Source organism: Paenibacillus sp. M-152 (genome assembly GCF_003856555.1).
GTDB classification, from domain to species: Bacteria; Bacillota; Bacilli; order Paenibacillales; family Paenibacillaceae; genus Paenibacillus; species Paenibacillus polymyxa_C.
Map to the genome: position 1 here is coordinate 4,396,062 of NZ_CP034141.1, position 12,958 is coordinate 4,409,019.

Below are 12,958 nucleotides of genomic sequence, written 5' to 3' on the forward strand. Positions count from 1 at the left end.
GACTATTTTATACAAAAACTGAGCGGACTAACGATGCTCTTATTTAATTCAATATCCATATAAAAAATCAGAATAAAGCGCTATTATTTCATGCTGTATTGCTCATTATTGCTCATCCGAAATCAACTGCTCGTACTGCTCCGCAGACAGCAACTTGCCCAGAGCTTCCTCGACATCATTGCTCATCTCTACTTCGATCATCCAACCCTCTTCATAGGGTGATTCATTCACCAGCTCAGGTGTACTTTCCAGAGCTTCATTTACTTTCAAAACGGTTCCCGTCACCGGAGCAAAAAGATCGGATACGGTCTTCACCGATTCAATTGTACCAATCTCCGTCCCCTGTCCAATCGTTGTTCCCGCCCCAGGTAATTCCACAAAAACAATATCACCCAATTGATGCTGTGCAAAGTCTGTAATGCCGATCCGCAACGTCCCATCCACTGTGCGCTGAACCCACTCATGTTCGTCTGTATACCAAAGTTGCTGTTTCACTTCACTCATCCTGCTTCGCCTCACTTCCACATGAATAAAATGCTTTTGATCACCTGTATTAGACAAGTTAAGATTATGACAATAAGAACATCCATGTCAATAATACTAACAAAAATACTCCATACCAACTCATATAGCGCAGTCTATAAAAAAATGATAACTTGTAACAAACGCTTACATATCCTTATTTATACAATAAATGTTTTTAGGTTGTTTTATATGACATTTTTATTGACATTTTAAATGGATTTGCGTATTAATGGGTTATAGTAATTGCTTTTGAAAATACCTCGACAACTGCAAACGCGGATGAACGCGGAGGGAGAGACTACCAAAAAAGATTCGCATAGCTGTTGTCGCTTGTGAGACAGTTGTACACGCGAATCGGGTCAAGTTGTTATCTGCAAAACCGGGTAACATACCGTTGATCCAAAAGGTAGCGCCGAAGGAGTAAACTTGCATTGCAGGTGAATCTCTCAGGCAAAAGGACCTCTGCCGGACGCATCTCTGGAGAGCATCCGTGAAAAGAGCGGATCACCCAAGGGGAAACCTGGTTCACACCGGGGTAACTTTCTGGTATCAAGGACAGAGCTGAAAGAAGAGTATGGACTGCCGTCTATACGTTTCTTTTAGCCTGTCTTTTTTGTTTAGCCGATTACACTGGATAGGAGTGAAAAAATGTCTAATTTGCGAAGAACACCACTATATTCGTCCTACGGGACGCAGCCCGGGGTTCGTTGTATTGACTTTGGCGGGTGGGAACTCCCCGTTCAGTTTAGCGGCATTCAAAAGGAGCATGAGGCCGTCCGACAACATGCAGGTTTATTCGATGTATCGCATATGGGCGAGTTCTTGGTTGAAGGCAAAGAAGCTGAGGCTTTTTTGCAACAGGTAACTACGAATGATGTCAGCCAGTTGGAACCGGGCCAAGCACAATATTCACTCCTGTGTTACCCCGATGGAGGCGTAGTGGATGACTTGCTTGTATATTGCAAAGGACCAGAGCGCTACATGCTCGTTGTGAATGCCTCCAACATCGACAAAGATTGGGATTGGCTCATACGCCACGTACCAGCATCGATTCATCTGGAGAATGTGTCTGATGCGATAGCATTGCTGGCATTACAAGGACCGGAAGCAGCACGTATTACCGCAGCCGTGACAGATACAGATATTACGAATCTGGCATCTTTCCGATTCCATGAGAACGTGCAATTGTTCGGAGCAAAAGCACTTGTCTCGCGAACTGGATATACCGGCGAAGACGGTTTTGAATTTTATATCCCTGCTGAGGAAGCACCCGCCGTGTGGGATGGTTTACTTCGTTGCGGTGAATCGTATAGACTGATTCCCGCTGGACTTGGTGCTCGCGATACGCTGCGCTTCGAGGCACGGCTACCGTTGTACGGACAGGAGTTATCTGCCACAATTTCACCGTTTGAGGCTGGTTTAGGTTTCTTCGTCAAGTTGAACAAAGGAGATTTTATCGGCAGGGAAGCACTGCAACGTCAAAAAGAACAAGGAATTCCTCGCAAGTTGATCGGGCTGGAAATGATTGACCGCGGTATCCCGCGCGCTCATTATCCGGTGTTCGCTGAAGGTCAACACATCGGTGAGGTCACAACGGGTACTCAATCGCCCACCTTGAAGCGTAATCTGGGGCTGGCCCTGGTGGACAGTCGTTTTAGCACCCTATCGACACCGCTGGAGGTCGAAATTCGTGGTAAACGCCTGCGTGCGGAAGTGGTCCCAGCCCCCTTTTATAAACGGCTACGCTGATCTTAATCCTCTTCATTATAAAAAAGCGATCATGTCAGATATAAAATTCTGGATTTTCCAATTAAGACTATGTATTAGCTAATTTACTATCTAAATTTTGCTTTTCGAAAGGAGCCAGAACCTATGAAGCAGCATCGCTATCTCCCCATGACCGAACAAGATCAAACTGAAATGCTGCGTGTGGTGGGCGTATCATCCATTGATGATTTATTCAGTGACATTCCAGAGGCTATTCGATACCAAGGGGAACTCCCTCTTTCCTCTCGGCTCGACGAAAGAGCCTTAACCCGCCACATGACCGAGCTGGCCGGACGAAACGCCAATACAGATACACATGCTAGCTTTCTTGGTGCAGGTATTTATGATCATCATATTCCATCCGTTATCCAACACATCACCTCACGTTCCGAATTTTACACAGCCTACACCCCCTATCAGCCGGAAGTAAGCCAGGGCGAGCTGCAAGCCATTTTTGAATTCCAGTCGTATATTTGCGAATTGACAGGTATGGCGGTAGCTAATGCCAGCATGTACGATGGGGCTACAGCTCTGGCGGAAGCGGGCTCATTGGCCGCTTCCGCCACGCGTCGTAAACAGCTTATCGTATCAAGGTCTGTCCATCCAGAGGCACGTCAGGTATTGGCAGCCTATGCACGCGGATTGGACCTGGACATTGTGGAAATCGGCTGTTCGGATGGCGTAACGGATGTCGATGCGCTAGCAACGGCCGTATCGGAACAGACGGCGGCTGTTTTGATCCAAAATCCCAACTTTTTCGGAGCCGTGGAAAATCTGAAGCCGATGGCTGACCTCATCCATGCGCATCAAGGGCTTATGGTTGTTAGTGCCAATCCACTGGCACTAGGCTTGCTAGAGACCCCTGGTAAGCAAGGCGCGGATATTGTTGTAGGAGACGCGCAGCCACTTGGGATCTCATCCTCCCTCGGTGGTCCGACCTGCGGTTACTTTGCCGTTTCCCAGGCGCATATGCGCCGTATCCCTGGACGTATCGTAGGCCAAACCACAGACCGTAACGGCAAACGCGGCTTCGTGCTGACCTTGCAAGCGCGGGAACAGCATATCCGCCGCGAAAAGGCCACGTCTAACATTTGCTCCAATCAAGCGTTGCTCGCTTTATCTGCATCTGTATATTTGTCTGTCATGGGTAGACAGGGGATCAAGGAAGTAGCCGAGTTAAATTTGCATAAAAGCCGTTATGCGTTAGAGCAATTGCTGAGCTTGAAAGGTGTATCTACCTCGTTTAACGCACCAACCTTTAATGAGTTTGCCCTTAAACTGCCTGAGGGTACAGATATGAGCAAACTCCAGGCCGAGCTGCTAGCTGCCGGATTTATCGCTGGCTACGATTTGGGCCGGGACTATGAGGAACTTGCTGGTCACATGCTGATTGCCGTGACGGAGCAAAGAACCAAAGAAGAGATTGACCAATTTGTACACACCTTGGGGGGATTGCTATGACACACACCGGACAGGATCAGAAACAAGAACTGTTAAAGGAACACGATCAAACGCTCATTTTTGAATTGAGCCGTCCGGGTCGCATCGCTTATTCCCTTCCCGATTGCGACGTTCCCCGTCGCCCGGTGGCAGAGCTTTTGCCGGATTATGCGCTGCGCAGCGAACCTGCAGCATTACCCGAGGTATACGAAGTAGATGTTATTCGCCATTATACCGCCCTGTCCCAGCGCAATTTCGGCGTCGACAACGGATTTTATCCGCTTGGCTCGTGTACGATGAAATACAATCCGAAGGTGAATGAGGATGTTGCCCGTTACGCAGGCTTTGCTAAAATTCACCCATATCAGCCGGAGGATAGCATCCAGGGGGCTATGGAGCTGCTGCATACGCTCCAAAATGATCTGGCTGCGTTGACCGGCATGGATGCCGTCACGCTTCAGCCCGCTGCTGGCGCCCATGGCGAATGGACCGGGCTGATGATGATCCGCTCGTACCACGAAGCACGTGGCGAGCGACGTACCAAGGTGCTCGTGCCGGATTCATCGCACGGAACGAACCCCGCCAGTGCAACCGTCGCGGGTTTCGAAACAATCACCCTTCCCTCTACCCCAGAGGGGCTGGTGGATCTGGATGCGCTGCGTCAAGCCGTAGGCAACGACACCGCTGCGCTCATGCTGACCAATCCGAACACGCTTGGTCTGTTCGAGAAGCAAATCACTGATATTGCCGCAATTGTGCATGACGCAGGTGGCCTGCTCTACTATGACGGCGCAAATTCCAATGCTATCATGGGGATTACCCGCCCTGGGGATATGGGCTTTGATGTGGTGCATCTCAATTTGCACAAAACGATGAGTACTCCGCACGGTGGAGGGGGCCCGGGCGCTGGACCCGTCGGCGTAAAGCAGCGACTGATTCCCTTTCTGCCCAAGCCGCTTGTCGTACGTGATCCGCAGGGTAGGTACCGCTGGGATCGGGAGCAGGGAGATTCTATTGGGCGGGTCAAAGCCTTTTATGGCAACTTCGGCATTCTCGTCCGTGCCTATGCCTATATCCGCAGCTACGGTCCTGATGGCTTGAAGCGAGTGTCCGAATGTGCTGTACTCAATGCCAACTACATGATGCATCGGCTGGCTCCGTATTTTGATCTGCCTTATCCCGGGCATTGTAAACACGAATTTGTCATGTCGGGACGAGGCTTGAAGAAGTTTGGAGTGCGCACGCTTGATGTAGCCAAACGGTTGCTTGATTTCGGTTACCATCCACCTACCATTTATTTTCCGCTGAATGTAGAGGAATGCATCATGATCGAGCCGACGGAAACAGAAAGTAAAGAGACGCTGGATGCTTTTGTCGATACTATGATTCATATTGCGCGCGAAGCCGAGGAGAACCCTGAGCTGGTGCTCAATGCCCCCTATACCACTCCAGTCACGCGCCTGGATGAAACCACTGCAGCTCGTAAACCTGTGCTGAATTGCGCATGTAGTTAAGAATAAATTCAACCCAACAATCCAAAGCATACAAAAAAGCCGGTATCTGTTGAGATACCGGCTGCTGTATGTATACAGCAATTTTTGTTGGAAAAAGATATAACCTTTGAAAAATGTGATACCCTTCCTTATGCTTCGATGCTTTGAACCAATTCAACAACCTGCTCAGCTGTTTGCATATCCAGAGCTTTTGCAGCCAATTTCTCCATGTCCGCACGGGACAACTTAGAGATTTGACTACGTGCTGGCAGAATGGAAGTTGCGCTCATGCTGAACTCATCAAGTCCCAGACCCAGCAGCAACGGAATTGCTGTGGTGTCTCCTGCCATTTCACCACACATACCAACCCAACGTCCTTCACGGTGAGCGGCATCAATAACCATTTTCACCAGACGCAAAATAGATGGGTTATATGGTTGATACAGGTAAGAAACTCGTTCGTTCATACGATCTGCTGCCATGGTGTATTGAATCAGATCGTTAGTACCGATACTAAAGAAATCCACTTCTTTTGCGAATTGGTCAGCCAATACCGCTGTGGAAGGAATTTCTACCATGATGCCCAGCTGAATTTCTTCAGATACGGATACACCCTCGGCTACCAACTTTTCTTTTTCCTCCAACAAAACAGCTTTAGCTTCACGGAATTCGTTCAGCGTAGCAATCATTGGGAACATAATGCGCAGGTTACCGTGTACACTTGCACGCAACAAAGCACGCAATTGAGTGCGGAAGATATCCTGGCGATCCAGACACAGACGAATAGCACGGAATCCGAGGAACGGATTCATTTCTTTCGGCAGATCCAGATAAGGAAGTTCTTTATCTCCACCGATGTCCAAAGTACGGACTACAACCGGTTTGCCTTCCATTCTTTCCAGAACCGTTTTGTAAGCTGTGTACTGTACATCTTCGGATGGGAGCTTGTCGCGTCCCATGTACAAGAATTCCGTACGGTACAAGCCAACGCCTTCTCCACCGTTGTCCAGAACACCAGCTACATCGTTAGGCGTACCAATATTGGCTGCCAGTTCGACATGGACACCATCAACGGAAACCGTAGCTTCGCCACGCAGCTTACGCCACTCTTCGCGTTGCTTGTCATATGCCACCTGTTTAGCGCGGTATTCCGCAATGATTTCTTCGGTAGGATTCACGAATACATGACCATCCAGACCATCGACGATAATCAAATCGCCGCTTTTAGCTTGAGACAATATATTTTTCGTTCCTACAACAGCAGGAATTTCTAATGAACGAGCCATAATAGCCGAGTGCGAAGTGCGTCCACCGATGTTCGTTGCAAAGCCTTTAACAAATTCACGGTTCAGCTGAGCTGTGTCGGAAGGTGTCAAATCTTCTGCAAGTACAATCGTTTCTTCGGCAATTTCTGCAGGACTGACAAAATGAACACCAAGCAGATGATTAAGCACCCGTTTGGTTACATCACGCATGTCCGATGCGCGTTCTTGCAAATATGCACTTTTCATGTTTTCAAACATGGAAACAAATTGTGTAGCTACTTCATTCAAAGCATAGTCAGCATTGAGCTGCTCGTCTCTGATTTTAGCTTTAACCGGATCGATCAATTCAGGATCATTCAGGATGAGCAAGTGAGATGCAAAAATTTCTGCTTTTTTCTCACCCAGTTCCCGAAGCGTTTTCTCCTTAATCGATTCCAATTCGGTTTGAGATTCTGCCAAAGCCGCATCCAATCTTGCGATTTCAGCTTCAACATCACCAACCGCGCGTCTCTCTACAGCGTAATTCGGATGCTCCAAGATAAACGCCCGGGCAATGGCTATGCCTGCCGAAGCGGCAATCCCGGAAATTTTAAGCATGAACTTCGCCCAGCCCTTCGTTAACGATTACATTTTCAAGAGCTTTCAATGCTTCAGCAGCTTCAGCGCCTTCGCAGATAATGTTAATAGTATCCCCTTGTTCCAGACCCAGAGACAATACACCCAGAATGGATTTCAAAGTTACTTTTTTACCGTTAGCTTCGGCGAAAGACTCAGCACCGCTGAATTTGTTAGCTGTATTTACCAGCGCAGTTGCAGGACGTGCATGGATACCGTCTTCATCCGTGATTCTAAAAGTTGTTTGCATAATTTGTTCCTCCCACTTTCCTAAAGATAATATTTGTTTACACGCAGTATACCGGGCAGATGACCAGGCGGCTTAAGCCGCCTAATCAACTAATCCGAAACACATAGAGTTTATTTTATCGTAATTATACCATCTTCGCCAGCCTTCAATACTCCAGTTTTGTTTAAAGTTACCGAAGAACCTTCTGGAAGGTTGGTAAAAATGACAGGTGAGACGATGGATTTAGCGTTGGCTTTCACATATTCCAGGTCTACTTTCATGATCGGTTGGCCAGCTGACACAAGATCGCCTTCGTTCACCAAAACGTCAAATCCTTGACCTTTAAGCTTCACTGTATTCACCCCGATATGAACAAGCACTTCTTTACCACCATCGGATTGAATACCAACCGCATGCTTGCTTGGGAATACATTGAATACTTTACCATAGACAGGAGAAACAATTGTTCCATCATTAGGCACAACTGCAAAGCCATCACCTGTCATACGTTCTGCAAATACTGGATCGGGAACTGTCGAAATGTCAACCAATTCGCCGTTAACTGGCATCACGATATCTTCCACAACAATCGTTTGCTTTTGTTCTCCGGCTTCCTTTTCCTCTTGTGGAGCTGGTTCTGAAGGCGCAGGTGCAGGTGTACGACCTGCCATGATATCAGCCATTTGAGTTTTAATTGTATCGGAACGGGTACCGAAGATCGCCTGTACATTGTTACCCACTTCCAGGACACCTGAGGCGCCAAGTTGTTTCAGACGAGCTTTGTCAACGTTTGATTTCTCATTAACTTCAATCCGAAGGCGTGTAATACATGCATCCAGATGCTTGATATTCGATGAACCACCGAAAGCAGCCAAAATGTTATGTGGAAGCTCATCACTGCTACCGCTTGCTGCACCATCCACATTTTCTGTAGCTTCTTCACGTCCTGGTGTCTTCAAGTTGAATTTCCGTATAATGAATCGGAATCCGAAGTAGTAAATAACCGCCAAAATCAGACCGACGATAATTACATACCACCATGGCGTACGGGTTGGAATAATCCCGAAAATCAGGAAGTCAATAAATCCACCAGAGAACGTCATGCCGATTTTAACATTCAAAATTTGCATCGTCATGAATGACAAACCTGCAAATACACAGTGTACTGCAAACAGCAATGGAGCTACGAACAGGAAGGAAAATTCCAGTGGCTCCGTAATACCTGTCAGGAACGAAGTCAAGGCTGCTGAACCCATGATACCTGCTACATATTTTTTGTGTTCTGGTCTTGCTTCATGATACATCGCAAGTGCTGCAGCCGGTAATCCGAACATCATGAATGGGAATTTACCTACTTGGAACGTACTTGCTGTCAGTGCCACGCCGTCGCGAAGCTGACTAAAGAAGATTTGCTGGTCACCGTGAACGGTTTGACCTGCTTTGTTAACATATTCACCAAACTCAAACCAGAACGGTGAGTACCAGATGTGATGCAGACCAAATGGAATGAGCGCACGTTCGATAACCCCGAACAGGAACGCCGACAAGGTCGGGTTGGAATACACCATAAAGTGAGATACTGCGTTAAGCCCTTGCTGAACTGGAGGCCAGATCAGAACCAGTGCCAGTCCAACAATCAGTGAAGATACTGCCGTTGCAATTGGAACGAAGCGCTTACCCGCGAAAAAGCCCAGGTACGAAGGAAGCTCGATTTTGAAAAATCGGTTGTACATAGCAGCGGCCAGTATACCGATGATAATCCCGCCGAACACCCCGGTTTGCAGTGTAGGAATACCCAACACATTCGCATAACCCGGTATTTTTTGAGCAATCAGACCAGGTGTGACTCCCACAGCTGTACCCAGCGTAATGTTCATTACGAGGTAACCGATGATCGCAGCCAAACCTGCTACACCCTCGCCGCCCGCCAGACCGACGGCTACGCCGACTGCAAACAACAGCGCCAGATTATCAAAAACAATTTGTCCGGCATTCATCATGATGGTCGCTACCGATTGAACCCAGCCCGCATTTAATGCAGGGATGTACTGGAGAAAATCAGGGTTGACCAGCATGTTGCCGATACCCAATAAAAGCCCCGCAGCTGGCAAAATGGCTACCGGAAGCATTAACGCTTTACCGACACGCTGTAAAACGCCGAAAAGCTTTTTAAACATACCTTCCACATCCTTCTCTGAAATTTAGAACAGAGGTAAAACAACAAAAAAGGCATGAGCCGATTTAAGTATGTTTGAACACAACCTTGGGATATAGCTTACCCCACTAGGCTGTAAACAATCATAACTTAAAACAACTCATGCCTGATCGAATCAGTAACACGTTAAAATGTTTAGTTGTTGTCTTCCTCATTGCAAAATTGATTATAGCACCACGCTAAATGCGAGGCAATACTTTTTTATTCGGGCTTTATCACGGTTTGTTGCTCTCCCTGCTTGCGTTGGGACAAACGCTGCAGATGCATCGTCAAATAGCTAACTTCAGCTGGATACACCGGTTTACGTAGCCTTTTCTCCATAATCTTCGTAAGTTTCCAGGCCAGCATATACATTTCTGGATATTCTTCATTCAAAAGCTTGTCCAATCGGTAAATCTCCTGCACAATCTCTCCTCGACGTACACGTTCAATCGCAAATCTCAGATGAGTCAACAGACGAGAATAATCAAGGGATTGGAGAGGAATTCGGTAATCCAGCGTCGTCTCGACGACCTGAACCATGTCAGCAATCAGACGAGAATCTTTCCTAACCTCGGAGATATGCTGGTTTGTCATCGCGCTATAAATATGCAGAGCTACGAATCCGATTTCATCTTCTCCCAGATCCACGTCCATCTTATCCTTAATCAAAGCAACAGCCTGCTCAGCCATCTTGTATTCCTGAGGATATATTTCCCTAGTTTCATACAAGAACGGATTATGAATCGTAATCCCCTGTTTATGACGGTTGATGGAGAAGGCAATATGGTCAGTTAAAGCAATTAGTATGTGCTCATTAAGAGGCTTTTTGGCTTGAAGCTGAACAAGATGAAGCACCTCACCGATGACCTCAATGAGCTTTTCATCCAGCTCAGGAAGCAATCGTTTGTATTGCTCCTGCTCTTCATGGCTTTTTAATATAAATAATTTTTCAACTGAATCCAACGGCATTAGATCGCCGGGTTTGCGATTGAAACCGATTCCTTTTCCAATCACGACAACCTCATCATGCTCGGGATGCATCCCTATAATCACATTGTTATTCAGCGCTTTGGCCACTTTTAGGCTGCTCACATCCGCACCTCTTTTATCAGAACCTTGATCCTAAGAATTATAGCATGAAGCTCAGAGGAATCCACGTTAAAGTACCAAATATTCCGCTAAAGGTCAATAAAAAGAAAACGCTTTTCATCACAATTTCCAGGAAATGCTGTGATGAAAAGCGGTCTTTTGGGGGCTGAGAATCTGTTCCCCAAAGGCTTATCGTTATTCTTTATCCGTTAGTGCCACCTCAACCGAGGCTGGATTGTGTAGCTTGTTCGCATCACCGGAGGACGGTACGGAATGAAGACCATTTTTTCCAGTGGTTAGTCCCTTGATCAACTGCTCTACATCAATACCGGATACACTCTTAAGCATCTCAGGAGCCGTCGCCATCAGTTCGGTGACATAATTGCTGACACGCGTTGCTCCTTCCCCTTTACCCGTATCCACAACAGTCAGTTTATCAATGGATGCAATCGGTTCGGCAATGCGTCCTGCCAGATCCGGCAGCATTTTCACGATAATATCGAGCACGGCAGCCTCTCCAAACTTCTGGAACGCCTCCGCCAGTTTTTCTTTGGCCTCAGCTTCCGCGAGACCACGCAAACGGATGACATCTGCATCGGCTGTACCTTTGGCCCGTTCTGCATCCGCTTCTGCTTGCCCGTTTAGACGTTTTTGTTCAGCTGACGCTTTAGCCTGTGTTTCAATCGAGTATTGCAGCGATTCCGCCTCACGCATTTTACGCGATTTGTCGGCTTCCGCCGCTTGTTCTACTGCATACCGATCGGCTTCCGCCTTCTTTTTCACTTCCGCATCATATTGCTTTTCACGTACCTGTATTTCCTTGGCTTGAATATCAATCTCCCGTTCCTTACGTACCAACTCGACTTTCATCTGTTCCTCGACGGCAGTCTGCTTGGCACGGGCCTCCTGAATGTGATAAGCCTGATCGGCTTCTGCCCTGGCTGTATCTTGTTCTTTCTTAAACGAAGCCACCTTCAGTTCCTTCTCCTTGGCTGCCTCGGCAATATTCGTATCCCGCAACAGCTCGGCCTTCTGTCCTTCCTGTTCTGCTCGTGCCTTCTGAATTCGGGCATCCCGCACTGCCTCGGCTTCTGCAATCTCTGCATCCCTTTTCACAGCAGCAATTCTCGGCTTACCGAGCGCATCCAGATACCCATGTTTATCGCGCACGTCTTTGATAGTGAATGAAACGATTTGCAAGCCCATCTTTTTCAGATCGCGCGCAGCCACGCCCTGTACTTCCTGCGCAAACCGATCCCGATTGCGGTATACTTCCTCTACTGTCATGGAGCCGAGAATTGCCCGCAAATGTCCCTCCAGCACTTCTTGAGCCTCTCCCCTAAGAGCTTCCAGTGGCTTTCCGATGAACTGTTCGGCTGCTGTGGCTACATCCTCAATGGAACTGCCGACCTTGATAATCGCTACACCATCCGCAATCACGGGCACTCCTTGCTCTGTATATACTTCCGGTGTGGTTACGTCCAATTTGTGAGACAACAGAGAGATAAATTCGGACTGCTGGAAAATAGGCCAAATGAAGGCGCCCCCACCACGTACAATTTTAATCTTGCGACCAGATTCATCCTCGGAAATATTTTTATTTCCCAGAAAAGAACCTGTCACAATCATTCCTTCATCCGGTCCTACCGTTTTGTAACGGGCCCAAAAAGCAATCCCTAATATGACGATAACAATGACAACAATTCCAGGGACCAACACAATATCTTGCAAATTTGACACTCCCGATCACGCTCCCTTCAAGTTAAGCGAATGCGCCGTCTATGTGTCCAGGTACGCTACGCGGACGACGCCCTCTGCGACCTCAACCACGACAATACGGGTTCCCGCAGCTAGCGGTTTGTGATCAAAGCTAGATGCTGTATGTATGGTGTTGCCTGCACCCAAGCGGATCATAACTTCCCCGTAACCAACCTCAGGTACAGGAATGGTAACCTCACCAATTCTGCCAGTTAGTTCACGCATCGAGAAGCCGCTGGATACCTCTGAATTCGCCATGGGCTTGATAAATGCAAAAAACACTAGCACTCCAATAACAAGTGCAATCCCTAAAGCTAGCACAACAACCCAGCCCATGGTCAGCCCAGTATACTTTGTCAGTAGTACTCCAGCCCCGCCAAAAGCAGTCATAGCCCCAAGTAGAACGACAGGTCTGAACCAATCAAGGCCCGGCAACTCTAACGCCCCATCCAGCCAGCTACCGAGTACATCCCCGATCAACACACTAACCACAGTAAAGATTGCGCCTCCTGCCAACAACCACCAAAATAAGGTTTCCATGCGACTCCTCCTTCCACGTACTTTTCAGTCTGGTTTCCAG

10 protein-coding genes and 2 riboswitches are annotated in these 12,958 nt (G+C 47.6%); of the genes, 3 read left to right on the forward strand and 7 right to left on the reverse strand.

Features of this window, described 5'->3' with window-relative positions; all coding sequences use genetic code 11:
* Positions 1-105 precede the first annotated feature (105 nt).
* Entirely contained in the window at positions 106-504 is a 399-nt protein-coding gene (gene gcvH / locus EGM68_RS19115) for a glycine cleavage system protein GcvH (protein ID WP_040103084.1), read from the reverse strand.
* A 300-nt stretch (positions 505-804) separates the two neighbouring features.
* A riboswitch (glycine riboswitch) is annotated at positions 805-997 on the forward strand.
* A riboswitch (glycine riboswitch) is annotated at positions 998-1,094 on the forward strand. It abuts the riboswitch before it with no gap.
* 79 nt (positions 1,095-1,173) lie between these two features.
* Between gcvH and gcvT the strand changes: the two genes are divergently transcribed.
* The 3 genes from gcvT (at position 1,174) to gcvPB (ending at position 5,246) form a co-directional block, all read left to right on the forward strand.
* A complete protein-coding gene (gcvT, locus tag EGM68_RS19120; protein ID WP_129549825.1) occupies positions 1,174-2,274 on the forward strand; it encodes a glycine cleavage system aminomethyltransferase GcvT in 1,101 nt (366 codons plus the stop codon).
* Positions 2,275-2,397: 123 nt separating this feature from the next.
* On the forward strand, positions 2,398-3,753 hold the full coding sequence (gene gcvPA / locus EGM68_RS19125) for an aminomethyl-transferring glycine dehydrogenase subunit GcvPA (protein ID WP_058830101.1): 1,356 nt from the start codon (positions 2,398-2,400) through the stop codon (positions 3,751-3,753).
* Entirely contained in the window at positions 3,750-5,246 is a 1,497-nt protein-coding gene (gcvPB, locus tag EGM68_RS19130) for an aminomethyl-transferring glycine dehydrogenase subunit GcvPB (protein WP_090738516.1), read from the forward strand. The genes gcvPA and gcvPB overlap by 4 nt, the downstream gene beginning before the upstream one ends.
* Positions 5,247-5,374: 128 nt before the next feature.
* Here the strand turns inward: gcvPB and ptsP are convergent, their stop codons facing one another.
* The 6 genes from ptsP to EGM68_RS19160 all read right to left on the reverse strand — a co-directional run bounded on the left by ptsP (position 5,375) and on the right by EGM68_RS19160 (position 12,918).
* Entirely contained in the window at positions 5,375-7,087 is a 1,713-nt protein-coding gene (ptsP, locus tag EGM68_RS19135) for a phosphoenolpyruvate--protein phosphotransferase (RefSeq protein WP_129549826.1), read from the reverse strand.
* On the reverse strand, positions 7,080-7,355 hold the full coding sequence (locus tag EGM68_RS19140) for an HPr family phosphocarrier protein (RefSeq protein WP_013372579.1): 276 nt from the start codon (positions 7,353-7,355) through the stop codon (positions 7,080-7,082). Before EGM68_RS19140 ends, ptsP begins: the two co-directional genes overlap by 8 nt.
* 110 nt (positions 7,356-7,465) lie before the next feature.
* Positions 7,466-9,511 (reverse strand): glucose-specific PTS transporter subunit IIBC, encoded by a 2,046-nt coding sequence (ptsG, locus tag EGM68_RS19145; protein ID WP_013372580.1) that lies wholly within the window; start codon positions 9,509-9,511, stop codon positions 7,466-7,468.
* Positions 9,512-9,750: 239 nt separating this feature from the next.
* Positions 9,751-10,623: a glucose PTS transporter transcription antiterminator GlcT gene (gene glcT / locus EGM68_RS19150; protein WP_013372581.1), complete on the reverse strand. Its 873-nt coding sequence runs from the start codon at positions 10,621-10,623 to the stop codon at positions 9,751-9,753.
* A gap of 192 nt (positions 10,624-10,815) precedes the next feature.
* Positions 10,816-12,351, reverse strand: a complete 1,536-nt coding sequence (locus EGM68_RS19155; RefSeq protein WP_025676129.1) for a flotillin lipid rafts scaffold protein FloT — start codon at positions 12,349-12,351, stop codon at positions 10,816-10,818.
* A gap of 48 nt (positions 12,352-12,399) precedes the next feature.
* Positions 12,400-12,918 carry an NfeD family membrane protein gene (locus tag EGM68_RS19160; RefSeq protein ID WP_013372583.1) on the reverse strand — a complete coding sequence of 173 codons (519 nt, stop codon included), beginning with the start codon at positions 12,916-12,918 and terminating at the stop codon, positions 12,400-12,402.
* Positions 12,919-12,958: the final 40 nt, after the last annotated feature.

Bases quoted from the DNA above. Each gene is read 5' to 3' on its own strand.
- gcvPA (WP_058830101.1), top strand. From the start codon at position 2,398: ATGAAGCAGCATCGCTATCTCCCCATGACCGAACAAGATCAAACTGAA.
- EGM68_RS19160 (WP_013372583.1), bottom strand. From the start codon at position 12,918: ATGGAAACCTTATTTTGGTGGTTGTTGGCAGGAGGCGCAATCTTTACT.
- ptsG (WP_013372580.1), bottom strand. From the start codon at position 9,511: ATGTTTAAAAAGCTTTTCGGCGTTTTACAGCGTGTCGGTAAAGCGTTA.
- ptsP (WP_129549826.1), bottom strand. From the start codon at position 7,087: ATGCTTAAAATTTCCGGGATTGCCGCTTCGGCAGGCATAGCCATTGCC.
- gcvPB (WP_090738516.1), top strand. From the start codon at position 3,750: ATGACACACACCGGACAGGATCAGAAACAAGAACTGTTAAAGGAACAC.
- gcvH (WP_040103084.1), bottom strand. From the start codon at position 504: ATGAGTGAAGTGAAACAGCAACTTTGGTATACAGACGAACATGAGTGG.
- EGM68_RS19140 (WP_013372579.1), bottom strand. From the start codon at position 7,355: ATGCAAACAACTTTTAGAATCACGGATGAAGACGGTATCCATGCACGT.
- gcvT (WP_129549825.1), top strand. From the start codon at position 1,174: ATGTCTAATTTGCGAAGAACACCACTATATTCGTCCTACGGGACGCAG.